The 23,806-nt window shown below is 71.3% G+C and carries 22 protein-coding genes and 1 tRNA gene; 13 read left to right on the plus strand and 10 right to left on the minus strand.

The window, feature by feature from the left end:
- The first annotated feature begins 106 nt into the window (after positions 1-106).
- The 6 genes from ACZ6SQ_RS05630 to ACZ6SQ_RS05655 all read left to right on the plus strand — a co-directional run bounded on the left by ACZ6SQ_RS05630 (position 107) and on the right by ACZ6SQ_RS05655 (position 5,398).
- Positions 107-751: an HNH endonuclease family protein gene (locus ACZ6SQ_RS05630; RefSeq protein WP_469557018.1), complete on the plus strand. Its 645-nt coding sequence runs from the start codon at positions 107-109 to the stop codon at positions 749-751.
- 104 nt (positions 752-855) lie between these two features.
- Positions 856-2,553 carry an alkaline phosphatase D family protein gene (locus ACZ6SQ_RS05635; RefSeq protein ID WP_469557021.1) on the plus strand — a complete coding sequence of 566 codons (1,698 nt, stop codon included), beginning with the start codon at positions 856-858 and terminating at the stop codon, positions 2,551-2,553.
- Positions 2,554-2,780: 227 nt separating this feature from the next.
- On the plus strand, positions 2,781-3,410 hold the full coding sequence (locus tag ACZ6SQ_RS05640) for a DedA family protein (RefSeq protein WP_469557023.1): 630 nt from the start codon (positions 2,781-2,783) through the stop codon (positions 3,408-3,410).
- A gap of 117 nt (positions 3,411-3,527) precedes the next feature.
- Entirely contained in the window at positions 3,528-3,758 is a 231-nt protein-coding gene (locus ACZ6SQ_RS05645; RefSeq protein ID WP_469557025.1) for a DUF2277 domain-containing protein, read from the plus strand.
- Between the two features lie 180 nt (positions 3,759-3,938).
- Complete coding sequence (locus tag ACZ6SQ_RS05650) at positions 3,939-4,841, plus strand: ketopantoate reductase family protein (RefSeq protein ID WP_469557027.1); 903 nt, start codon at positions 3,939-3,941, stop codon at positions 4,839-4,841.
- A gap of 218 nt (positions 4,842-5,059) precedes the next feature.
- A complete protein-coding gene (locus ACZ6SQ_RS05655; RefSeq protein ID WP_469557029.1) occupies positions 5,060-5,398 on the plus strand; it encodes a hypothetical protein in 339 nt (112 codons plus the stop codon).
- A 42-nt stretch (positions 5,399-5,440) separates the two neighbouring features.
- Here the strand turns inward: ACZ6SQ_RS05655 and ACZ6SQ_RS05660 are convergent.
- Positions 5,441-5,515: transfer RNA gene (locus ACZ6SQ_RS05660), tRNA-Val, on the minus strand.
- A 216-nt stretch (positions 5,516-5,731) separates the two neighbouring features.
- Here ACZ6SQ_RS05660 and ACZ6SQ_RS05665 point away from each other — a divergent pair.
- From ACZ6SQ_RS05665 to ACZ6SQ_RS05680, 4 genes are all read left to right on the plus strand, one after another.
- Positions 5,732-6,502, plus strand: coding sequence for a DUF4097 family beta strand repeat-containing protein (locus ACZ6SQ_RS05665; protein WP_469557031.1), 771 nt, complete (start codon positions 5,732-5,734; stop codon positions 6,500-6,502).
- Positions 6,503-6,622: 120 nt separating this feature from the next.
- On the plus strand, positions 6,623-8,029 hold the full coding sequence (locus ACZ6SQ_RS05670) for a hypothetical protein (RefSeq protein WP_469557033.1): 1,407 nt from the start codon (positions 6,623-6,625) through the stop codon (positions 8,027-8,029).
- A gap of 88 nt (positions 8,030-8,117) precedes the next feature.
- On the plus strand, positions 8,118-8,684 hold the full coding sequence (locus ACZ6SQ_RS05675; protein ID WP_469557035.1) for a DUF4383 domain-containing protein: 567 nt from the start codon (positions 8,118-8,120) through the stop codon (positions 8,682-8,684).
- 9 nt (positions 8,685-8,693) lie between these two features.
- Positions 8,694-8,924 (plus strand): FmdB family zinc ribbon protein, encoded by a 231-nt coding sequence (locus ACZ6SQ_RS05680; RefSeq protein ID WP_469557037.1) that lies wholly within the window; start codon positions 8,694-8,696, stop codon positions 8,922-8,924.
- A 268-nt stretch (positions 8,925-9,192) separates the two neighbouring features.
- Here the strand turns inward: ACZ6SQ_RS05680 and ACZ6SQ_RS05685 are convergent, their stop codons facing one another.
- The 3 genes from ACZ6SQ_RS05685 to ACZ6SQ_RS05695 are packed head-to-tail and all read right to left on the minus strand — an operon-like array spanning position 9,193 to position 13,768.
- On the minus strand, positions 9,193-10,005 hold the full coding sequence (locus ACZ6SQ_RS05685) for an HAD family hydrolase (RefSeq protein WP_469557039.1): 813 nt from the start codon (positions 10,003-10,005) through the stop codon (positions 9,193-9,195).
- Complete coding sequence (locus tag ACZ6SQ_RS05690) at positions 10,005-12,581, minus strand: phosphoribosyltransferase (protein ID WP_469557040.1); 2,577 nt, start codon at positions 12,579-12,581, stop codon at positions 10,005-10,007. The genes ACZ6SQ_RS05685 and ACZ6SQ_RS05690 overlap by 1 nt, the downstream gene beginning before the upstream one ends.
- A 14-nt stretch (positions 12,582-12,595) precedes the next feature.
- The gene (locus ACZ6SQ_RS05695; RefSeq protein ID WP_469557042.1) at positions 12,596-13,768 is read right to left on the minus strand and encodes an HpcH/HpaI aldolase/citrate lyase family protein; all 1,173 of its coding nucleotides are present in this window, start codon (positions 13,766-13,768) and stop codon (positions 12,596-12,598) included.
- 186 nt (positions 13,769-13,954) lie between these two features.
- Between ACZ6SQ_RS05695 and ACZ6SQ_RS05700 the strand changes: the two genes are divergently transcribed.
- Positions 13,955-14,764 (plus strand): TerD family protein, encoded by an 810-nt coding sequence (locus tag ACZ6SQ_RS05700; protein WP_469557043.1) that lies wholly within the window; start codon positions 13,955-13,957, stop codon positions 14,762-14,764.
- 263 nt (positions 14,765-15,027) lie between these two features.
- On the opposite strand, the gene ACZ6SQ_RS05705 is transcribed toward ACZ6SQ_RS05700, so the two are convergent.
- From ACZ6SQ_RS05705 to ACZ6SQ_RS05730, 6 genes are all read right to left on the minus strand, one after another.
- The gene (locus ACZ6SQ_RS05705) at positions 15,028-15,765 is read right to left on the minus strand and encodes a TerD family protein (RefSeq protein ID WP_469557045.1); all 738 of its coding nucleotides are present in this window, start codon (positions 15,763-15,765) and stop codon (positions 15,028-15,030) included.
- Positions 15,766-15,871: 106 nt separating this feature from the next.
- Complete coding sequence (locus ACZ6SQ_RS05710; RefSeq protein WP_469557046.1) at positions 15,872-17,014, minus strand: DUF475 domain-containing protein; 1,143 nt, start codon at positions 17,012-17,014, stop codon at positions 15,872-15,874.
- Between the two features lie 262 nt (positions 17,015-17,276).
- Positions 17,277-17,852, minus strand: coding sequence for a TerD family protein (locus ACZ6SQ_RS05715; protein ID WP_389329083.1), 576 nt, complete (start codon positions 17,850-17,852; stop codon positions 17,277-17,279).
- A gap of 142 nt (positions 17,853-17,994) precedes the next feature.
- Positions 17,995-18,570: a calcium homeostasis/redox stress adaptation protein gene (locus tag ACZ6SQ_RS05720; RefSeq protein ID WP_386380389.1), complete on the minus strand. Its 576-nt coding sequence runs from the start codon at positions 18,568-18,570 to the stop codon at positions 17,995-17,997.
- Positions 18,571-18,682: 112 nt separating this feature from the next.
- Positions 18,683-19,141 carry a peroxiredoxin gene (locus ACZ6SQ_RS05725; protein WP_386380388.1) on the minus strand — a complete coding sequence of 153 codons (459 nt, stop codon included), beginning with the start codon at positions 19,139-19,141 and terminating at the stop codon, positions 18,683-18,685.
- A gap of 122 nt (positions 19,142-19,263) precedes the next feature.
- A complete protein-coding gene (locus tag ACZ6SQ_RS05730) occupies positions 19,264-19,695 on the minus strand; it encodes a DUF3052 domain-containing protein (RefSeq protein ID WP_356685671.1) in 432 nt (143 codons plus the stop codon).
- Between the two features lie 369 nt (positions 19,696-20,064).
- On the opposite strand from ACZ6SQ_RS05730, the gene aceE reads away from it, so the two are divergent.
- Positions 20,065-22,812, plus strand: a complete 2,748-nt coding sequence (aceE, locus tag ACZ6SQ_RS05735; RefSeq protein ID WP_469557047.1) for a pyruvate dehydrogenase (acetyl-transferring), homodimeric type — start codon at positions 20,065-20,067, stop codon at positions 22,810-22,812.
- Between the two features lie 87 nt (positions 22,813-22,899).
- Positions 22,900-23,661, plus strand: coding sequence for a potassium channel family protein (locus tag ACZ6SQ_RS05740; RefSeq protein ID WP_469557048.1), 762 nt, complete (start codon positions 22,900-22,902; stop codon positions 23,659-23,661).
- The last annotated feature ends 145 nt before the right edge of the window (positions 23,662-23,806 follow it).

Below are 23,806 nucleotides of genomic sequence, written 5' to 3' on the forward strand. Positions count from 1 at the left end.
TGCGCGCGTCACTAACTTCTCACCGAGCGCACACCTGTACGCAACGCACCGGAGCGAGCATTCCCACGCCCGCTCGCCAACACCCCCACATCGCCAGGGAGTTCACATGACCAAGTTCTACGCGCGTCGACGCCTGAGCATAGTCGCGGCGCTCACCGGTCTCCTCGCCTCCGCGTCCCTCCTCAACGGCCCGAGCGCCTCCGCCGCGCTCCCCACGCCGGTCAGCGGCGCCACCGCCCGCAGCTACCTCGCCTCGCTCACCGTGGCGACCGAGAACCGCACCGGCTACAACCGCGACCTCTTCCCCCACTGGATCACCATCTCCGGCGCCTGCAACACCCGTGAGACGGTCCTCAAGCGCGACGGCTCGAACGTCGTCACCGACTCCGCCTGTGCCTCCGTCAGCGGCAGCTGGTACTCGCCCTACGACGGCGCCACCTGGACCGCCGCCTCCGACCTCGACATCGACCACCTCGTCCCGCTGGCCGAGGCCTGGGACTCCGGCGCCGGCTCCTGGACGACCTCCAAGCGCCAGTCGTTCGCCAACGACCTGACCCGCCCCCAGCTCATCGCGGTCACCGACAACGTCAACCAGGCCAAGGGCGACCAGGACCCGGCCACCTGGATGCCGTCCCGCACCGCCTACCGCTGCACCTACGTGCGCGCCTGGGTCCAGGTGAAGTACTACTACGGCCTCTCGGTCGACTCCGCCGAGAAGGCCGCGCTCCAGAACTACCTGGCCCCCTGCTGACCGGCGCTCCCCCGCCCGGCCGCTGATCCGGAATTCCGCGCGGAACCTCGCCTCCGGCCCCTGTCGTTCCGTACCGTACGGGGCGACGGAAGAGGGGCGACGACGTGGCGGAACTCCGGCTGGGACCACTGCTGAGATACACGGGCGGCTCGTCCGCGACCGTATGGGTCGAGACGAGCCGCCCCTGCGCCGCCGAGGTGCGCTGCGCCGACGGCTCCGGCGGCGGCACCCGCACCTTCCAGATCGCGGGGCACCACTACGCCCTGGTCGAGGTGGGCGGACTCACACCCGGCACCTCGACGCCGTACGAGGTGTTCCTCGACGGCACGCGTGTGTGGCCGGAGCCCGGCTCGGCCTTCCCGGCCTCCGAGATCCGCACCTGCGAGGAGGGCCCCGGCGCGGCCGGACCCGTCCGTGTCGCCTTCGGCTCCTGCCGCTGGGCCGCGCCCCCGGCGGGCGGCAAGGACCCGGTCGGCCCGGACGCCCTCGACACCCTCGCCGCCCGCCTCGCCGCCGACCCCTCCGCGCCGCGGCCCGACGTCCTGCTCCTGCTCGGCGACCAGGTGTACGCCGACGAGACCTCTCCGGCCACCCGCGAATGGCTGTCCGCGCGCCGCGACGTCACGGACCCGCCGGGCACCCAGGTGGCGGACTACGAGGAGTACACCCGGCTCTACTACGAGTCCTGGCTCGACCCCGAGGTGCGCTGGCTGCTGTCCACCGTGCCGAGCTGCATGATCTTCGACGATCACGACATCGTCGACGACTGGAACACCTCCGCCGCCTGGGTCGCCCACATGCGGGCCACGCCCTGGTGGCGCGAGCGGGTGCTCAGCGGCCTGATGTCGTACTGGGTCCACCAGCACCTCGGCAACCTCACCCCCGCCGAACTGGCCGCCGACCCGGTCTACGCCGCCGTGCGCGAAGTACCCGACGGCACCGACGAGTTGCGTGCCTTCGCCTGCCGGGCCGACACCGAACCCGCCTCCGTGCGCTGGAGCTACCGGCGCGACTTCGGGCGGGTGCGGGTGCTGATGGTGGACAGCCGGGCCGCGCGGGTGCTGGAGGAGGGCGCGCGCTCGATGCTCGACCCGGGCGAGGCGCAGTGGCTGCGCACCGAGGCGCTGGACTCCCCGGGCGACTGCGACCATCTGCTGATCGGCACCTCCCTGCCCTGGCTGCTGCCGCACCTGGTGCACGACGCGGAGGGCTGGAGCGCGGCGCTGTGCGCGGGCGAGAAGGGGGAGCGCTGGGCGCGCTTCGGGGAACGGCTGCGGCGGGCGGCCGACCTGGAGCACTGGGCGGCGTTCCCGCCGTCCTTCGAGGCGCTCGCGGCACTGATCGCCGAGGCCGGGTCGGGACCGCGGGCGCCCGCGACCGTGCTGGTGCTCTCCGGTGACGTGCATCACGCCTATGTCGCCGAGCCGTCCTGGCCCGAGGGCTCCGGCCCCACCGCGCGAGCGCTCCAGCTGACCTGCTCCCCTGTGCACAACGCGATCCCCGGCACGATAAAGCTGGGCTTCCGCTTCGGCTGGAGCCGGTTCGGGCGGGCCCTGGGGCGCCGGTTCGCGGGGCACGGACGGGTGCCGCAGCCTTCCGTCGACTGGCGGCGGACGGGCGGGCCGTGGTTCGGCAACCATCTGATGACCCTGACCCTGAGGGGGCGGGGCGCGGCCCTGCGCCTGGAACGCGCCCGGCCCGACGGCGGAGGCGGCCGGGGCGGCGGGGGCGTGGACGCGTCGCAGGGCGGGCGCGGGGCGCGGCTGGTGACGGTGGAGGACGTGCGGCTGACGGAGGAGTAGGAGTCCGGCTGACGGAGGTGTAGGGGCGGGGTGTGCCGGGAGCCCGCAACACGCCGCACTGCGTGCCGGGAGCCCGCGACCCGCCGCGCGACAAGGGCCCTAACCCCCTGTGCACCTGATGTCACACGCCCGGCGTACGCTGTATGGCTGTCAACGGCCCCCTTCGCCGCTTTCCGCGCACCACCGCGGCAGGGCCGGGCCACGGGGGGAATGACGGGGAGTTTCTTGTGTTCGAGAGTCTGGGGCTGCTGGCCAGTGCCCCATGGATCTACGCCCTGGTGGGTGTTTCGGTGCTGCTCGACGTGTTCCTGCCCGTGCTGCCGAGCGGCGTCCTGGTGATCATGGGGGCCACGGCGGCCGCCGCCGGGTCGGGTGCCGCCGCGGCCGGGCGCGTCCCCGACGACGTCCCCGACATCCTGGCCCTGACCCTGTGCGCGGCCACCGCGTCGGTGCTGGGCGACCTCGTGGCGTACAAGCTGGCCCGGCGCGACGGCAGTCTGCCCGCCCGTGCCATCGCCCGCTCCCGCAGGCTGGCCCTGGCGCAGGAACGTCTCGGCGCGGCCCTCGCCCGGGGCGGCGGCGCTCTGGTCGTGCTCGCGCGGTTCGCCCCGGCGGGCCGTTCGGTCGTCTCTCTCGGTGCCGGTGCCGCGCACAGCCGCGTCCGCGACTTCCTGCCCTGGTCCGCGCTGGCGGGCCTGTCCTGGGCCGCGTACAGCGTCGCCCTCGGGTACTTCGGCGCGCACTGGCTGGGCGCGGGCTGGCTGGCCACGGGGGTGTCGGTGCTGGCGCTGTTCGCGGCGGGGTCGGGGGCGGCGTACCTGATGCGGCGGCCGCGGGCGGCGACCGAGACGGCGTAGGGCCTGCCGAGCCAGAAGGCCCGGGAGGGTCAGGAGCGCCGGGAGCGCCGGGAGGGCCGGGAGGGCCAGGACCGGGGTTCGACTGCGGGAGCCGCTCCCGGGCGGGAGACTTGGGGCATGTGCCGCAGCATCAAGACCCTCCGCCCGCCCGCGCTCCCCGAGGAGGCGACCGAGGACGACATCCGGGCCGCCGCCCTCCAGTTCGTCCGCAAGGTGTCCGGCTTCCGCGCCCCGGCCGCGCACAACCGTGAGGTCTTCGAGCACGCCGTCGACGCGATCGCCGAGGCCACCGCCGAACTGCTCTCCGGCCTGGAGGTCAGAGGCCGGGCCGCCCACAGGGCGAGCTGAGACCGGTACGGCACCCGCCACGGCGCGAACGCCCTCGCACCCGCCCGCGGACCGAAGGAACGGCCTCGGACGGCCGTCCCCGCGAGGGCCGGGGGCTTCCACGCGCATGCCCGCTCTGTGATGATCGACATCGAGGCGGCCACCGCACCGGGGCCGACCGACGACAAGGAGCCACATCCCATGGCACACGACGAACTCACCGTCGCCGTACTGGGTCCGGGCGGCGTGGGCGGACTGCTCGCGGCGCTGCTCTCCCGCTCCGGCCACCGGGTGATCTGCCTGGCGGGCGAGGAGACGGCCGAGACGCTGCGCACCTCCGGGATCGAGGTCCGCAGCACCCTCTTCGGCGACTTCCACGCGCGCGTGGAGGCGGACACCGAGCTGCGCGAACCGGTCGACGCCTGCCTGGTCGCCGTGAAGGCGACCGCGCTTTCCGACGCCGTCGCGCGCGTGCCCGCCGAGGCGCTGGGCGACGGTCTGCTCGTGCCGTTCCTCAACGGCGTGGAGCACCCCGCCGCCCTGCGCGAGCGCTACCGCGCCGACCGGGTGGCGCCCGCGGTGATCCGCGTGGAGTCGACGCGGGTGGCACCGGGCCGGATCGAGCACACCAGCCCCATGGCGGAGATCGACCTGGCGGGCGACGGGGTCCCGGCCGAGCGCCTGGACGCCCTGGCGGCGGCCCTCTCGGCGGCCGGTCCGGCCACCCGGGTCGCCCCGGACGAGGCGGCCGCCCTGTGGGCGAAGATGTCCTTCCTGGCGCCCTTCGCCCTGCTCACCACGCACCACGGCCTGCCGCTCGGCGACGTACGGACCACCCATCGCGAGGAGTTGACCGCGCTGGTGACGGAGACGGCGGCGGTCAGCGGCGCGGCCGGCGGCCCCTCGGACCCGGCCCAGGCGCTGGCCCGCTACGACTCCTTCCCGGCGGCCACCAAGTCCTCGATGCAGCGGGACGCCGAGGCGGGCCGGGCGCTCGAAGTGGAGGCGATCGGCGGCGCGTTGCTGCGCGCGGCGGAACGCCACGGGGTGCCGGTGCCGGTGGCGACGAGCCTGGTCGAGAAGCTGAGGACCACGTCCGGCTGAGCGACTCGGCGGTGAGTGACGGGTGTCCCGGGTGCCGAGCGCGCCGGGGGCACCCGTTCGTCGTGGGACGCGCGGGCATGGGACGTGCCGTCACGAAGGACTCCTCACAGACACCGGACACTCGGACGCCCGTTCGAACGGCCCAAGGGGAACACTCCTTCGCGTGAACCACACGAAGCAGCTCGCAGCTCAAAATCGAACAGGCGTAGCATTGCCGCGTGGCTACGACCTATGACTTCCCGAGCGACCTCCTTGCCGGTCAGGAGGAGCTGCATCAGGTCCGGGCCGAGCTCTCGGCCCTGCTGAAACGACTCCCCTGGTCGGTCACGCCCCTCGACGGCTTCCACGACACCGCCGGCTGGCGCAAGGTCGAACGTCCCGCCTCCCCCGGCTGGACCGAGGACGAACAGGCCGAGGTGGAGAAGCTCCGCCGCCGCGAACACGAACTGGCCGTCTTCGTCACCACCCACCGCTACTGGTCGGAGATCACCGGCTCGGACCGCGTCACGGCCCGTTCCCGGCTCAAGCACGTCGGCCCGCCCAGCGAGGAGGCCTGAACACGACGAAGACCCCGACCGGAACCGGTCGGGGCCTTCCCGTGGTGGGCGCGGACGGTTTCGAACCGCCGACATCCTGCTTGTAAGGCAGGCGCTCTACCCCTGAGCTACGCACCCGAGGACGAGTCGACAGCCTACATGGCGCAGGGCGGTGCCCCGAAACCCTTAACGCGCGCCCCTGGGCGCCCCCGAGAGGGTGCGGGGGAAAACCCCACCAAGGATCCGGGAGCAGTCCGGATCCTCCGGACCACGCCCGGCCCGTACGGTCGACGGTGTCGCGCGGGCCGCCGGGCCCGGCGCAGTCGTCTTCAGGGAAGACCAGGGGGAATCGTCATGGGCAGCTCCGTCCTCACGCCTCGCACGGCCGTCGTGGCCGGTGTCGTCGCGCTCGCCTTCGCCGGACTCACGGGGTGCGCCTCCCCCGGCGACGACAAGGACCCCGAGCGACGCTCCTTCGCGCTCGAGGGACGCACCCTGACCGTCGACTCCGAGGACTCGGCCCTGGAGATCGTCGCCGTGGACGGCGGACCGGACGACCGCGTCGACGTCACCCGGTGGTTCGCGGGCAAGGTGGTGATCGGCGACGGCCCCGGCATCAGCTGGTCCATGACCGGCGACCGGCTGAAGCTGCGCGTGGACTGCTCCGGATTCCTCGCCGACTGCCAGGCCAGACACCGTATCGAGGTGCCGCGCGGCATCGCCGTGAAGGTCGAGGACGGCGACGGCGACGTGGAGGCCAGCGGCTTCCGCTCGGCCCTCAGCGTCAGAACCGGCGACGGCTCCGTCCGCGTCAGCGACAGCACCGGCCCGCTGGACCTGAGCACCGGGGACGGCTCCATCCGCGCCGACGTGGACGCGCGGCGGATCAGGGCCCGGACCGGCGACGGCTCCATCCACCTCGAACTGGGCGCCGTACCGGACCTGGTGGACGCCCGCACCGGCGACGGCTCCGTGCACCTCGAGGTGCCCCGGACCGCATACCGGGTGACGACGACGACCGGTGACGGATCGGTGGACGTGGACGTCCCCCGCGACGAGTCCAGCGAGCACGTCCTGTCCGCGCGTACGGGCGACGGAGGGATCAGCGTCAGCACCCTGAACTGACCTCCCGGCCACGCCCGCACCCGAATTCATGGTCCGCACCGCGAACTGACGGGCCCGTGTGTTCGTCCTTAACCGGTGGGAGAATGACACCGGCAGGGCGCGACAGCACGGGAGAGGGATGTGACGGCGAAACCACCGCAGCCGTATTCGCCGTCGACGCGTGCCCGACGCCCCTCACCCGCGCGCACCCCGGCCTCACCGCTGCGGCGGGCCCTGCGCGACACGCTGACACTGGCCGCGCTGCCGCTCGCGGTCGCCCTCGCGCTGCCCGCCGCGTTCGCCGGGGGCGGCACCCGGCGCTGGTTCGGCGGCCGGGCGGACAGCCAGCGCGCGGAGGCGCAGGCCGCGAAGGACGACGCGGCGGCCGCGTTCTACGAACTCGACACCGCCCAGCGGGATCTGCGGATCTCCATCGAGACGATCGCCGCCGTCGACGACTCCCCCGCCGCCCGGCGCGCCGCCGACGGGTTCGCGGATCTGGGCCGCCGGATCGACGAGGCCAGCCACCGTTACATCCAGGCCGTCGACGCCCACGACCTGGACCGTGACGACCTGGAGGCCTCCGCCGCGGCCCGCGCCCGCACCGAGCTGACCGCCGCCAAGGACGAGCTGGTCCGGGTCAAGCAGGACCTCGACCGGTTCGAGCAGGGCCTCGGCCCGCTGCTCGGCAAGGCCGAGACCCAGCTGGCCCGGCTCGCGCCCGCCGTGGAGCGGGCCCGGCAGGCCCTGCTGGCCGCGTCCGACGCGCTCGACGCCGCGCGCGGCTCGGGGCTGCGCGCCGACGACCTGGCCGCCCGGCTCGCCGCCCTCGCCCCGGAACTGACCCGCCTCAACCAGGGCGCCGGACAGCACGGCGTGCCGCAGACCCTGGAGCGTGCCGAGCGGGTGTCCCGCGAGGCCGAGGCGATCCGCGCCGAGGCCGAACGGCTGCCGGAGCGGGCCGCCGAGATCGACCACCGGCTGGTGTCCCTGCGCACCCGCGCCCAGGCCCTCACCACCCGGGCCGGCCAGGTCGAGCCCGTGCTCAGCGAGCTGCGGCGGCGTTTCACGGCCGCGTGCTGGCAGGACCTCCAGCACGTTCCCGACCAGTCCGAGGAGCACGTACGGCAGGCCGAGGGGAAGCTGGCCGAGGCGCGCACCGCCCGCGCGGAGCAGCGGTGGGCGGACGCGACGGCCCTGCTGTCGACCGTGCGGGCCCTGCTGAACAGCACCGACGAGGCCGTCTCCGCGGCCGGTGACCGGCTCACCCGGCTGAACGCCGTGCAGAAGGACCCCCAGCAGGAGATCGAGCGGACCCGGTTCGCGATCCGGGACGCGCAGCGGCTCGCGATGGCCGGCCGCAACACCCCCGACCCCCGGCACGCCCGCCCGCTCGACGAGTCGGTGGCGCGGCTGGAGCGGGCCGTCGGCACGCTGGAGGGGCGCCACCCCGACTACTGGCACTTCCTGACCGAGACCGAGGCGGTCCGGCGCGGCGTGGCCCAGGTCGTGGGGCAGATCCGCGAGGAGCGCGGGGGCGGTCACTGAGGGTCCGCCGTTTGCACCACGGGGTGGGGCGGGCGGATATTGGGAACACGTACGGCCTCCGCTACCACCGCACCCAAGGGAGGCGGACATGGCCACACACGCGTTCCACACCGGATCGCGCCGCCGGATCAGGCTGGACGAACACCTTCCCGTCGACCACCGGCTGAGCAGGGTCTACCGGTTCGGGGCCGGACTGATGGGGCTGGCGCTCCTGGCCTTCGGCATCCTCGGGCTCACGAACAACATCGGCTTCTTCGACACCGGCGGCGACCAGGTCGCCGGCCTGAACACCAACGGCGCGCTGAGCGTGCTCTCCATCTGCGTCGGTGTGCTGCTGTTCGTCGGCATGGTGATCGGCGGGAACTTCGCGTCCACGCTGAACATGATCCTGGGCGTGCTGTTCATCCTCAGCGGCTTCGTGAACATGGCCCTGCTGGAGACGGACTACAACTTCCTCGCCTTCCAGATCCAGAACGTGATGTTCAGCTTCGTCGTCGGCGTGCTGCTGATGTTCTTCGGCATGTACGGAAGGGTCGGCTCGGCCCTGCCGCACGACAACCCGTACTGGAAGGCCCGCCACCCCGGCGGGAGCGACTCGTCCCCGCCTCCCCCGCAACCCGCGCACACCGCCCTGCCGCCGAAGGACGCCGGTTAACCTGTGCGCATGCCTCGCTACGAGTACCGGTGCCGCACCTGCGGCGACACGTTCGAACTGAGCCGTCCCATGGCGGAGTCCTCCGCGCCGGCCGCGTGCCCCTCGGGTCACGACGACACGGTCAAGCTGCTGTCGGCCGTCGCGGTCGGCGGCTCGGCGAGCGCGCCGGCCGCGGCGCCGCGCGGCGGGGGCGGTGGCGGTGGCGGTGGTGGCTGCTGCGGCGGAGGCTGCTGCGGCTGAGCCACCGGACGTGGGCATACGAGTGTGGGCCAACGGTTGTTGGCCCACACTCGTAGTTCCCTGCGGCCCGCCGCGCCCGGCCGGGTGCTGGGTGCCTGCCGGTGCGCGGGTACGGGCGCGTCGTGGCTTGTCGCGCAGTTCCCTGCGCCCCTGAAAGCCGCGTCGTGGCCCGTCGCGCAGTTCCCCGCGCCCCCAAGAAGGGCGCTCACGTCACCTCGCGACCCCGAGTAGGGCGCTCGCGTCACCCCGCGCCCCTAGAAGAGCAAGCTCAGCCTGCTCCCCGTACCGTCTTCAGGAACTCGCGGAGGATGCGCTCTCCCGCCAGTACGCCCCGCTCCGGCAGCGCGGTGATCATCGGGGCCGTCCACTCCGCCTCGGCGAGTTCGCCGTGGCCCGGGCGCCAGCCCTGGTCGGCGACGAGCAGCAGATCCGCGTCGAGGAGCGAGTCCCCGGCCGTCAGCGTGAGGTCGGCGCCCGCCCGGCGGGCCACCTCCCGCACCGCCGCGCTCTTGGTCAGCGGCTTCGGAACGGCGTAGATCTTGCGGCCCTGCAAGGAGACCGTCCAGCCGCGGTTCTCGGCCCAGACGGCGAGTTCCTTCACCCACTCCTCGGGGAGCAGCTCGCGCTCCACGACGAGGTAGGCGAACAGGTCCTCGGCGACGCGGTGCTTGCGGACCCAGACCGGGTCGGCGGAGACCTCCAGGTGGGCGCGGATCTCCGCGAGCGGCGCGCACTCGTCGGCGAGCCGGGCCTCGACCGCGGCCTGCCAGTCGGGGTCGGAGACGCCGTCGACGAGGATGTGCCCGCCGTTGGCGCAGATCGCGTACTTCGGCACCGGGCCGGGCAGGTTGATGCGCTGGTACTGCTTACGGGTCCGGGTCGTCGTCGGCACGAACACCGCCGCGTCGCCGAGCTCGGTCAGCAGGCCCGCCGCCGTCTCCGTCATGAACGACAGGGGCCTGCTCTCGTGCACCTCGACGCACAACAGGCGTGGCGCCCGTGCGTCCGGCATGGTCAGGGCAAGGGCCGCCGAGGAGTAGATCAGCGTCCGGTCCAGATCGCTCGCCACGAGCACCGGCATCAGAGCGCCACCGCCTTTCCGTCGGCGCCCGTCGCGCCGCGCGTGTACTTGGGATGAATCAGCCCGACGCAGGTGTAGGGCAGTTCGGCGACCTCCTCGACGGGCACGCCGCGCTGCTCTGCGAGCAGCCGTACGTGGTCGAGGTCGGCGCCGGCCCCCACCCGGGCCAGGATCTTCCAGGGCACCCGGCGCAGCAGCACCCGGGTGGTCTCGCCCACGCCGGGCTTGACGAGGTTGACGTCGTGGATGCCGTACTCCTCGCTGATGCGCTCGACCGCGGCCCAGCCCTCCCAGGTGGGCTCGCGGTCGCCGGACTGCAGTTCCTTCACCGTCGCGTCCACGGCGTCCTCGACCTCGTCGAAGCGCTCGGACACCGCGTCCAGGAAGGCCACCGAGACGTCCGCGCCGGCGAGTTCGCGGTAGAACTTCGCGCCGTGGTAGTCGTCCGCGCCGACCAGGTCGGACCTGAGCACCGTACGCGATATCAGGCCGGAGACCGTGGAGTTGAGGCAGGCGGAGGGGATGAGGAAGTCCTCGCGGGTGCCGTAGGTGCGCACGCAGGAGCCGGGGTCGGCGAGCACGGCGATCTCCGGGTCGAAGCCGGCCGGGCCGCCGGAGGCCTCGAACTCCTCGATGGCGACGGCGAGTTCGCGGGTGATGGCGCCCTTTCCGGTCCAGCCGTCGACGAACACGACGTCGGAGGGGTCGTGATGGGCGGCGAGGTAGCGCAGGGCGTTGGCGTCGATGCCGCGGCCGCGCACGATCGACACGGCGTAGTGCGGCAGGTCGAGGCCGTGCCGGTAACGGGCCCAGCGGCGCATCAGCACGCCGACCGGGGTGCCCGCGCGGGCCAGGGAGACCAGTACGGGGCGGGGGGACCGCTCGGCGAGCACGAGCTCGGTGACCGCGCCGACGGCCTGGGCGAGCCGGGCCGCGGACTCCTCCAGCGCGGTCTGGAACAGCTGCTGGTACTGCGCGCTGGGCTGGTACTCCACCGGCAGCGACTCGGCGTAGTGGGCGCCGCCGCTCTGGATGGCCTCCTCGCGCTCCTCGGTCGGCGCCTCCAGCGTGACCTCCGAGAGGTCCTGGAGCAGCCAGCCGACCTCGTCGGGCGCGTAGGAGGAGAAGGCGGGGCCGCGGAGGGGCTCGGACAGCATGGCGGGCCTTTCGGGAACGACCAGGGGCTCGGGGACGTAGGACGGTACGACCGCGAGCAGGACCTGGGGGGCATGGGCCGCGAGCCGGGCCAGCAGGCCGTCGGGGGCGTGCAGGAGGGGGGTGTCGCCGGTGGAGTCGACGACGGCGACGACGGTGTCGAAGCCGGCGCCGGCCACGTTGTAGGCGTAGCGGTCGCCGGGGCCGTCGGCGGGGTCGTCGTGCGCGGGGAAGACCAGGCGGGTGCGGATGGCGTAGCCCGGGTCGTCGACGGCGAGGACGGGCGAGCGGGTGGTGGTGGAGAACCGTATCTCCGCCGAGGGCAGCCGCTGCTCCAGCGCGTGCGCGAGGCGGAGGGGGGCGTACATCAGCTCCTCGTTGCCGAGGACGAGGACGCGGTGCGCGTGGCCGGGCAGGGCCTCGGCCAGGCGGGCGGCCATGGCGGGGAGCGCGGACTCCAGTCGCTCCCGGTGCGCCTGCGTGAACCCGTGGCGACCTCCGTCGGGGAGGCCGGTGGGCCAGCGCAGGTCCACCCGGGTGACGCGGTGGTCGGGCGACTGCGGGCCGGTGGGGGTTGCTCGCGCCCCCGCGGCGGTAGCCGCAGATTCAGCACCACCGCGCGCCCCTTCCGGGGGCGCGGTGAACTGCGCGACCGGCCACGACGGCGCCGCAGCCGACGGACGGCCCCCGGCGGCACCCCCGGCTTCGTACCGCGCCACCAGGGCCTGCCCCTTCTCCAGCACCCCCTCGGGAAGCCGCACCGTGCCCGAGGCCGCCGCCACGAGGTCGACCCGTGCCCCGATCTCCCGGGCGAACCGCTCCATACGGGCGGTGTCCGCCGGGGACCGCATGTCGACCAGCGCGACGACGACGTACCGCCCGCGCGGGTACCGCTCGTGCAGATCCCGGACGGTGTTCAGCACCGTGTTCCCCGTGGAGAACTCGTCGTCGACCAGGATCAGCGGGCCGTCGCCGACCAGCAGGGCCGGGTCCTCCGGGAGCAGCAGATGGGAGGTGGCGTGGGAGTGGGACTCCTCGAAGCCGCCCGCGCGGGCCACGCCGGGAACGGGGCGGCGGGTGGAGTGCAGGTAGGGCGCGGGGCCGAGGCCGTCGGCGACGCTGTGGCCGAGCCCGGTGGCGGTCTCGGCGTAGCCGAGGACGACCGCGCGGGCCGCCTCCTCGGCGCCGAGCAGCTCGCGCACCCGGCGGCCGAGGGCGAAGCCGTGGCCGTGCACCACGGACGGGGACTGCGGCACGTGCTTGCCGAGCACATGGGAGACCAGCAGATGGGCCCGCTTGGGGTTGCGGCGCAGCGCGAGCCCCAGCAGTGCCGTCAGGCTGTCGTCGCCCATGAGTTCGACCCCGAGCCGTTCGGCGACCCAGGTGCCGGACCAGACTCCGTTGTTCTCTGCGTTAGTCATGAGTTCCTGTGTCTTCAGCCGGGTATCCCGGCGGCGAGCAGCTCCACGAAACCGACGTCCTCACGCGCCACGCCGAACACCTCGGCGCGCAGCATGGTCCGCTCGGCCCAGGCGCGGTGCGGCTTCACCTCGTTCATTTTGTTCGTGTACGCCGATCGCAGTACACCCCCACCGTGCCGTTCCGGCCGCAGGATGTCCTGGGCGTCGCTGTACTCCTCGTGACTGACGACGGACAGCGCGTGCACGGGCAGGACGTGAGAGGGGTGGATGCAGGTCTTGCCGGTCAGGCCGTTGGCCTGGTCGAGGGTGATCTCGCGCAGCAGTCCGTCCATCGCGTGTTCGAGCAGCGCCTCGCGCAGCTCCTCGGCCTGACCCTCCAGGAAGGGGCTGCGCCGCAGCTGGGGCTTGAACATACGTTCCTGCACGCGGAAGTACTCCCACACCGGGCCGGTCACGGTGAAGCCCGTGCCGTCGGCGCGGCCGAGCATGTTGACCACGTCGGCGATCACGGAGGCCACGATCTGGACGTCGTAGGCGGTCATGTCGGGGGCCCGGCGCAGGCCGTAGGAGGAGCAGAAATCGGTCACGCCGAGGCGCAGGGCCAGGACCCGGTCGCGGTACTTGTCGACGGCGCGGGAGATGCCCTCCAGGGTCTCCACGCGGGACTCGCGGTAGAGCAGCTCGGGCGACTCCAGGACCGGCATCGCGAACAGGCGCCGGCCGCAGGCGGCCTCGGCGGCGGTGAGGGCCTCCAGGAAGGGGATGCCGCGTTCCTCGGTGAACTTGGGCATCACGAAGCCGGACAGCACCCGCACGGCGGGGCCGAGGCGGTCGACGAGGTCCGGGATCTGCTCGGGGGTGCGCACCCGGATGAACAGCAGCGGCGGGTCGTCGGCGTACGGCTCGCGGGCGGCGAGCTCGGTGAACTGGCGGACGAGGTTCTCCTCGCCGCCCGGCACGTCCGCGTCGTCGATCGAGTCCTCGAGGCACAGCACCATCGAGACCACGCCGCGGGCCGACTGCTTGACGATGTCGTCGGCGAGCCGCGGCCTGGTGGCCGGGCTGTACAGCGTGGCGCCCAGGGCGGCGGAAAGCAGCCGGGCGGGGGAACCGGCGGTGAACTCGCACGGCTCCTGATGGAAGAGGCGTCGCCGTACCTCTGGGGCGATGTGCCCGAAATGACGCATAAAGCTCCCCCGTGGTATCGGATTGGCCTAAGTGATGATGTGAGTGGCCGGTAATAGTACGTAGGACTCCATGTCCCAGGTTCCCGCAGGGCATGAATTTCAGGTAACGCAGGTGCGCACAGCCGCCCATACGGCAGGCCCACCCCCGCATTGTCGTGACCAGGACCGAGAAGGCAGGATGACCGCATGACGCACGCGATGATGAAGGGGTCGAACGTCCCGCTCAAAACCACCACGGTGCGCGCCGTGCTGCGCTGGACGACGGGGCAGGGTGTGCCCGACGTCGACGCCTCGGCGCTGCTCCTCGGCCCCGACGGTCGCGTGCGCTCCGACGAGGACTTCGTCTTCTACAACCAGCCCCGGCACCCTTCCGGCCAGGTCTGGCGGCTCGGCAAGAAACGGGTCGCCGAGGGCCTGACCGACACGATCCAGACAGATCTCTCCGGTGTCGAGTCCAGTGTCGGCCGGATTCTGCTGGTCGCATCGGCGGACGGGGTGACGTTCGACCGCGTACGTTCCCTGCGGATCTCGCTGTACGACCCGTCCACGGCCGAGGGCGAGCCGCTGGCGTACTTCGACGTCAAGCCGCAGACCGGGCAGGAGACCGCGCTGATCTGCGGTGAGCTGTACCGGCGGGGTGACGGATGGAAGTTCCGGGCCCTCGGGGAGGGGTATTCGGACGGGCTGCGGGGGCTGGCCACGGACTACGGGATCTCCGTGGACGAGTCCGAGACGGAGTTGCCTCCGGCGGTCGGGCCGGAGGGGGCGGGGGTGCCGGAGGCTGTGGGCGAGCCGTCGGCGGAGGTGTCGCGGCCGTTGCCTCCGGAGGCGCCGACGAGTGCGGTGCCTCAGCAGGCGGGGTACGGGTTCCCGCCTCCGGCGTACGGGTATCCGCAGCCGGCGGGGGCGGCTCCCGCCTATGGGTATCCGCAGCCGGTGGGGACTGGCGGGGAGTTCCAGCTGCCTCCGCAGGGGCCGCAGTTCATCAGGCCGTAGGCCGGCCGCCTTCCGGCAGATTCGCGGCTGACCGCCGTCCGTGGCTGGTCGCGCAGTTCCCCGCGCCCCTTAGGGCGTTTCGCTCAGGCGCGGCTGTGAGTCGCAGTCGGCTGAGCGCCCACGCGGCGGAGCCGCAGATCGATACAGCCCCGCGCCCCTTAGGGCGTTTCCGCTCAGGCGCGGCTGTGAGTCGCCGTCGGCTGAGCGCCACGCGGCGGAGCCACAGATCGATACAGCCCCGCACCCCTGAAGAAGGGGCGTGGTTAGCGGTCTGCCTTGGATTTGTAGCCTCTGCCCCATTGGAGGCCCCAGCCGTAGAGGCGGTCGAGTTCGGCCTGGAAGCCGTAGACGAACTTGACCTCGCGGCGGACCATGATCTCGCCCTTGACGTTCTCGATGAGGACGATGGCGCAGGAGCGGGCCTGGGGGTGGCGTTCGTCGAGGCTGATCTCGATGCGGGGGCCGTTGCTGGGGTAGAGGGTGACCATCGCCTGGGTGCGGTCGAAGGCCGGGGTCTGGTCGTAGATGTAGGCGAAGACCAGCAGGCGCTTGATGCTGTCGCGGTGGTCGAGGTTGACGTAGATCGTCTCGCCCGAGGCGGAGCCGAAGCGGTCGTCACCGCTGAGCTTGACGTACGGCGGGGCGTTGACGTCGCCGAGGAAGCCGCCGAGCGGCTGGACGACGCCCCTGGTGCCGTCCTGGAGCTCGTAGAGGCAGCCGAGGTCGAGGTCGACGTTGACCATGCTCTGGCTGTGGCCCATGACCTCCGGGGGCTTGAGGGCCCGGAAGGGGTGGCGCAGCAGGCTCTCGCGCTGCGGGCCGCCGATGTCGGAGGTGCGCATGCGCCAGGCCAGGTTGACGCGGAGATGGCCGGTGGCGGCGCCCTGCCTGGTCAGGGAGACCTGGCTGTGCCGTTTGGTCAGCTCGATCGCGTTGGACGACGCGCTGCCCGAGTCGAACTGGATGTCCCGCCCGCGCCAGAGTCCGTCGAGCCAGCCCATACCCGCCCCCAAGTCGTGTGGTCCCCGCGAACTGCCTGCGGGGCGGCGCCGGAGGACTCGGTCCTCGACACCGCCCCGCTCGAAGCGTTCCTCACCCGTGAGGGTGTCACACCCCTGAGGAGACCTCGGTCTTCTCGTCCGATCCCGCTTCCCCGCCGGCCGCGGCCAGCGCGCGGTTGCGGCGGACGGAGGACCAGAAGGACCAGGCGATGAGAACGACACCGATCAAGCCGGTGATGATCTCGCTGATCTGGTACTGGATGGTCACCAGGAGGATCACTGCGAGGGCGCCGATGGCGTAGTGGGCGCCGTGCTCCAGGTAGACGTAGTCGTCGAGGGTGCCCTGGCGGACCAGGTAGACCGTGAGCGAACGGACGTACATGGCGCCGATGCCGAGGCCGATGGCCATCAGCACGATGTCGTTGGTGATGGCGAAGGCGCCGATGACACCGTCGAAGGAGAAGGACGCGTCCAGGACCTCCAGGTAGAGGAACATGAAGAACGCGGCCTTGCCCGCGAGGACGATCGCGGGACGTGGCTTGCCGGCCCGCTCCGCCGCTTCCTCGGCCTCGTGCTCACGCTCCTCCTCCTCTTCGAGCCTGTCCTCGAAGAAGCCGGAGAGACCGCCGACGATCATGTACGTGATGAGACCGGCGACGCCGGACAGCAGGACCGTCTCCGCCTTGTCGGCCGACCCGGAGTGCAGGTGCGCGTGCGTCGCGAAGGTCATCGAGGTGATGAGCAGGACGATCAGGGCGACACAGACCGACAGCATGTCGATCTTGCCCAGCTTGGCCAGCGGGCGCTCCAGCCAGGCCAGCCACTTGATGTCCCGGTCCTCGAAGATGAAGTCCAGGAAGATCATCAGCAGGAACATGCCGCCGAACGCCGCGATCGACGGGTGGGCGTCGGTGACGAGCTGCTCGTACCGGTCCTTGTCGGTGAGCGCGAGGTCGACGGCCTCGATCGGTCCCATGCTCGCGCTGACGGCGACGATGACGACGGGAAAGATCAGACGCATACCGAAGACGGCGATGAGCACACCGATCGTGAGGAAGATCTTCTGCCAGAAGGCACTCATCTTCTTCAGGATTCCGGCGTTGACCACCGCGTTGTCGAACGAGAGCGAGATCTCGAGTACGGAGAGGATCGCCACGATGCCGAAGGCGGTCCACCCCCCGTAGAAGACCGCCGCGACCAGGCCGAGCGCGGTGACCGCGAACGACCAGCCGAAGGTTTTCAGAACCACTGGCTACCCAATCCTTGTTGGGGGACCTCCCACACGGAGTGTGGGGGACGGTCTCCCCCGAGCCGTACTCGGCTTTACGAAACGTTGACGAAGTCTATTCTGCGGCGCCCCGGACGGGCCAGGAGGGTTCTCCGACCGGGGCGCACCCGTTACCGAGTACCGATCGGGGGCGCACCGTCATGGTCCCGGTATCGACCGGAACCTGACGGGCGCCGGGGGTCGCGACGGCCCGGACCGGGGCGGCCCGTGGCGTCTCACGGCTCTACGAGACGTGGACCCCGAAGTCCAGGGCGATGCCCCGCAGTCCGGACGCGTACCCCTGGCCCACGGCCCGGAACTTCCACTCCGCCTGGTAGCGGTAGACCTCGCCGAAGATCATGGCGGTCTCCGTGGAGGCGTCCTCGCTGAGGTCGTACCGCGCCAGTTCCTGGCCGTCGGCCTGGTTGACGACCCGGATGAAGGCGTTGCTGACCTGGCCGAAGGTCTGGCCCCGCTCGTCTGCCATGTGGATCGAGACCGGGAAGACGATCTTGTCGCACTGGGCCGGGACCCTGGACAGGTCGATGATCAGGGACTCGTCGTCGCCGTCGCCCTCACCGGTGAGGTTGTCGCCGGTGTGCTTGACCGAGCCGTCGGGGCTGGTGAGCTGGTTGTAGAAGATGAACCACTCGTCGCCCATCACCCGCCCGCCGTTGCACATCAGGGCGCTGGCGTCGAGGTCGAAGTCGGCTCCGGTGGTGGAGCGTGCGTCCCAGCCGAGGCCGATCAGCACCTGCGTGAGGTTCGGTGCGGCCTTGGACAGGGAGACATTGCCTCCCTTGGCGAGCGTGACGCCCATATTGCTGGTCCCTCCCCGAGGTGATGCTTATGTGGCTGTCCTGCACGTCCGGCGCCGCACGTAAACCGTGCGACGCCGGACAAAGACCTTCAGGTCGTGATTCGCCCTGGGACCTTCAGGTCGTGTTTCGCCCTGGGCCGGCTCAGACGTTGACGCCGAAGTCCTGCGCGATGCCGCGCAGGCCCGAGGCGTAGCCCTGGCCGATGGCGCGGAACTTCCACTCCGCACCGTGCCGGTAGAGCTCACCGAAGACCATCGCGGTCTCGGTCGAGGCGTCCTCGCTCAGGTCGTAACGGGCGATCTCCGCCTCACCGGCCTGGTTCACGACGCGGATGAACGCGTTGCGGACCTGGCCGAAGGACTGCTGGCGGTTCTCGGCGTCGTAGATCGACACCGGGAAGACGATCTTCTCGATGTCGGCCGGCACGGCCGCGAGGTTGACCTTGATCTGCTCGTCGTCGCCCTCGCCCTCACCGGTGATGTTGTCACCGGTGTGCTCGACCGAGCCGTCGGGGCTCTTGAGGTTGTTGAAGAAGACGAAGTTGGCGTCGCTGGTGACCTTGCCGGTGTTGTTCAGCAGCAGCGCGCTGGCGTCCAGGTCGAAGTCCGTGCCGGTCGTGGTGCGCACGTCCCAGCCCAGACCGATGATGACCGCGGTCAGGCCCGGGGCCTCCTTGGTCAGCGATACGTTGCCGCCCTTGCTGAGGCTGACTCCCACGAGTCCTCCATTGGTGTCCAGGGGCGGGGTGCCCCGTCGTGCGTTGATAACGGATCAAACGATTCGATCCTAGTGACGGGTTCCCGTGGCCCGCAGGCCGCGGGGTGAAGAATCAGAGGGTGTCGAGCGCCGCGACGTACTCGCCGAGGTCCCGCGCGTCCGGCAGGGCGTTGACGACGCTCCAGCGGACCACGCCCTCCTTGTCGACGACGAAGGTGCCGCGCACCGCGCAGCCCTTGTCCTCGGCGAAGACGCCGTAGGCGCGGGAGACCTCGCCGTGCGGCCAGAAGTCGCTGAGCAGGGGGTACTCCAGGCCCTCCTGCTCGGCGAAGACGCGCAGGGTGTGGATGGAGTCGTTGGAGACGGCGAGCACCTGCGTGTCGCGGTCGGCGAACCTCGGCAGGTTGTCGCGCACCTCGCACAGCTCGCCCGTGCACACGCCGGTGAAGGCGAACGGGTAGAAGATCACGACCACGTTCTTCTCGCCGCGGAAGTCGGACAGCCTCACGGTGCGGCCGTGGTTGTCCTTGAGCTCGAAGTCCGGGGCCTTCTCGCCGACCTGGATGGCCATCTCGGGCAGTTCCCTTCGCTGGGCTGTTCGGGTGGGAACAGCCTACGAGGCGAGCGGGGCACACCGACGGACGGGCCGAGCACATGCTCGGCCCGTCCGCGGTCTCACGACGGTGCCGGGGCTCAGCGCTTCTTGGCCGCCGACTTGGGCGTGACCAGACGGCTTGCGTTCCAGTCCTTGCCCGCGTTGATGCTCTTGCTCTGGGACAGGCCGGCCGTGGTGGCGGCCTCTCCGATGTCACTGGGCTCGACGTAGCCGTCGCGGCCGGTCTTCGGCGTCAGGAGCAGGATCTGGCCGCCCTCCTCCATGTACGCGATGGCGTCCACCAGCGCATCGGTCAGGTCCCCGTCGTCCTCGCGGAACCAGAGCACCACGGCGTCGGCCACGTCGTCGTAATCCTCGTCGACGAGCTCGGTGCCGGTGGCCTCTTCGATGGCCTCACGGAGCTCCTGATCGGCGTCGTCGTCGTAGCCGATCTCCTGGACCACCTGGTCGGGCTGGAAGCCCAGCCTGACGGCCAGGTTCGTCTCCGCGTGGTCCGCGGTCGCGCTCACGGTTTGCCTCCTGATCATGTTTTGGGAATAACTCAGCCACGCGCGTGCGCGAAGCATTGGCCGTAGTCCACACGTGCAGGGCGGATCGCGCAAGTACCCGGCCGTGCAGACCGCCGAAACGGTGACGATCCTGGCCGTGTCACCGCAACTCCAGGCACTCCTTCGTGATCAAAGGTGACACACACCACACCTTTCTGCCCCCTATGGGCGTTTGAGAACCCTATGTGAGTACGAGTCTCGAACGAGATTCCACCGACATGCCGGGTCTGCCGGTTACCTCACGGTAGAGATGACGTTTGCCGCCCCGAGGTACACGATGGGGAGCGGTGCAGGCAGAGACGACAAGGCCCTCGACAGGTAAGGAACAGCGTGGCTCCCGGATCCGATCGCAATCCGATCATCATTGGCGGCCTTCCCAGCCAGGTTCCCGACTTCGACCCCGAAGAGACCCGGGAGTGGCTCGACTCCCTGGACGCCGCCATCGACGAGCGCGGCCGTGAGCGGGCCCGCTATCTCATGCTGCGGCTGATCGAGCGGGCCCGCGAGAAGCGGGTGGCCGTGCCCGAGATGCGCAGCACGGACTACGTCAACACCATCGCCACCAAGGACGAGCCGTTCTTCCCGGGCAACGAGGAGATCGAGCGCCGGATCCTCAACGCCACCCGCTGGAACGCCGCCGTGATGGTCTCGCGCGCCCAGCGCCCGGGCATCGGGGTGGGCGGCCACATCGCCACCTTCGCCTCCTCCGCCTCGCTGTACGACGTGGGCTTCAACCACTTCTTCCGGGGCAAGGACGAGGGCGACGGCGGCGACCAGGTCTTCTTCCAGGGGCACGCCTCGCCGGGCATCTACGCGCGCGCGTACCTGCTCGACCGGCTCGGCGAGAACAACCTGGACGGGTTCCGCCAGGAGAGGTCGAAGGCGCCGTACGGACTGTCCTCCTACCCGCACCCCCGGCTGATGCCGGACTTCTGGGAGTTCCCGACCGTGTCGATGGGCCTCGGCCCGATCGGGGCGATCTACCAGGCGCGGATGAACCGCTACATGCACGCGCGCGGCATCGCCGACACCTCGAAGTCGCAGGTGTGGGCGTTCCTCGGCGACGGCGAGATGGACGAGCCGGAGTCGCTCGGCCAGCTGACCATCGCCGCGCGCGAGGGCCTGGACAACCTCACCTTCGTGGTCAACTGCAACCTCCAGCGGCTCGACGGCCCGGTGCGCGGCAACGGCAAGGTGATCCAGGAGCTGGAGTCGGTGTTCCGGGGCGCCGGCTGGAACGTGATCAAGCTGATCTGGGACCGCTCCTGGGACCCGCTGCTCGCCCAGGACCGCGACGGCATCCTGGTCAACAGGATGAACACCACCCCGGACGGGCAGTTCCAGACCTACGCCACCGAGTCCGGCTCCTACATCCGTGAGCACTTCTTCGGCGACGACCAGCGGCTGCGCGCGATGGTCGAGGGCATGACCGACGACCAGATCCTGCACCTGGGCCGCGGCGGTCACGACCACAAGAAGATCTTCGCGGCGTTCTCCGCGGCCAAGGCGCACAAGGGCCAGCCGACGGTGATCCTGGCCAAGACGGTCAAGGGCTGGACGCTGGGCCCGAACTTCGAGGGCCGCAACGCCACGCACCAGATGAAGAAGCTGACGGTCGACGACCTCAAGCGCTTCCGCGACCGGCTGCACCTGCCGATCTCCGACAAGGACCTGGAGGGCGGGCTCCCGCCGTACTACCACCCGGGGCGCGACTCCGAGGAGATCCAGTACATGCACGACCGCCGCAAGGGGCTCGGCGGGTACGTCCCCACGCGCGTGGTGCGCTCGAAGCCGCTCGTGCTGCCGGACGACAGTACGTACGCGACCGTGAAGAAGGGCTCCGGGCACCAGTCCATCGCCACCACCATGGCGTTCGTCCGGCTCCTCAAGGACCTCATGCGGGACAAGGAGCTCGGCAAGCGGTTCGTACTGATCGCGCCGGACGAGTACCGCACCTTCGGCATGGACTCGTTCTTCCCGAGTGCGAAGATCTACAACCCGCTCGGGCAGCAGTACGAGTCGGTCGACCGCGAGCTGCTGCTCGCCTACAAGGAGTCGCCGACCGGGCAGATGCTGCACGACGGCATCTCCGAGGCGGGCTGCACGGCCTCGCTGATCGCGGCGGGCTCGGCGTACGCCACGCACGGCGAGCCGCTGATCCCGGTCTACGTCTTCTACTCGATGTTCGGTTTCCAGCGCACCGGCGACCAGTTCTGGCAGATGTCCGACCAGCTGGCGCGCGGCTTCGTCCTGGGCGCGACCGCCGGACGCACGACCCTGACCGGCGAGGGCCTCCAGCACGCGGACGGCCACTCGCAGCTGCTGGCCTCGACCAACCCGGGCTGTGTGGCGTACGACCCGGCCTACTCCTTCGAGATCGCGCACATCGTCCAGGACGGCCTGCGGCGGATGTACGGCGGCTCCGAGGAGCACCCGCACGGCGAGGACGTCTTCTACTACCTCACCGTCTACAACGAGCCCATCCAGCACCCGGCCGAGCCGGCGAACGTCGACGTCGAGGGCATCCTCAAGGGCGTCCACCGCTTCAGCGAGGGCACCTCCGGGTCGATCCCGGCGCAGATCATGGCCTCCGGTGTGGCCGTGCCGTGGGCCGTGGAGGCACAGCGGATCCTCGCCGAGGAGTGGGACGTGCGCGCCGACGTCTGGTCGGCGACCTCGTGGAACGAGCTGCGGCGCGAGGCGGTGGAGTGCGAGCAGCACAACCTGCTGCACCCGGAGTCGGAGCAGCGCGTGCCGTACGTGACGCGCAAGCTGTCCGGGGCGCAGGGGCCGTTCGTGGCCGTGTCCGACTGGATGCGGTCGGTGCCGGACCAGATCGCCCGCTGGGTGCCGGGGACCTACCAGTCCCTGGGCGCGGACGGATTCGGTTTCGCCGACACCCGGGGTGCCGCCCGGCGGTACTTCCACATCGACGCGCAGTCGATCGTGGTGGCCGTGCTGACGGAGCTGGCGCGGGAGGGGAAGGTGGACCGGTCGGTGCTCAAGCAGGCCGTCGACCGGTACCAGCTGCTCGACGTCTCCGCCGCGGATCCCGGGGTGGCCGGGGGCGACGCGTAGGGGCCGGCCCGGAGGGACTCCCGCCGGGGGCTCCGGGCGGGCATCGCGGCCGGCCGCGCGTCCCGCGTGCCACCGTACGATGCGGCCATGAAGGAACGAACGGCACAGGGCCGCTGGGAGCGAAGCACCCAGCGGCCCTTGCTGGCACTGGCCGTCCTGTTCGCGATCGCCTACGCGGTGCCGATCGTGGAGCCCTCCGCGAGTCACTCGGTCACCCGCGCGTGCGAGGTGACCGAGTGGGTGGTGTGGGGGGCGTTCGCGCTGGACTACGTGGTGCGGCTGACGCTGTCGCGCGAGCGGTGGGCGTTCGTGCGGCGGCACTGGCTGGACCTGATCGCGGTGCTGCTGCCGCTGATCCAACCGCTGCGGTTGTTGCGTGTCGTGTCGACGCTGCTGCTGGTGGGGCAGCGGGCGCGGATGGCCTCGCAGATCCGGCTGACCACGTATGTGGCGGGGGCCGTGGTCGGGCTGCTGATGTTCGGCTCGCTCGCGGTGCTGTCCGTCGAGCGGGACGCGCCCGGAGGGAACATCCGGACGCTGGGTGACGCGGTGTGGTGGTCGTTCACGACGATGACGACCGTGGGGTACGGGGATCACGCGCCGACGACCGGGGCGGGGCGGGTGCTCGCCGTCGGCCTGATGCTGTCGGGGATCGCGCTGCTGGGTGTCGTCACCGCGAACATCGCGGCGTGGTTCATCGCGCGGTTCGAGCGGGACGACGAGGAGGAGCGGCGGCAGACGGAGGCGATCGCCTTGCTGACCGAGGAGGTTCGCGCGCTGCGCGCGGAGGTCGCCGTGTTGTCCCGTGCGCGGGTACCGGGTCCTTCGGAGGAGTCGGGCGCGTTCTGAGGGGCGGTGTTCTGCTGGTCGGGGGGGGGGGGTCCCCCCCCCCCCCCCCCCGGAGGCGTAGATGTCGCCGTCCGTGGCGTGCCTGCCATGCTCGTGGAAGTCCCCGCTCTCTCGGACGCGACGGCGCCAGGCCGAGATGCCCTTG

Source organism: Streptomyces sp. NPDC048600 (genome assembly GCF_055587025.1).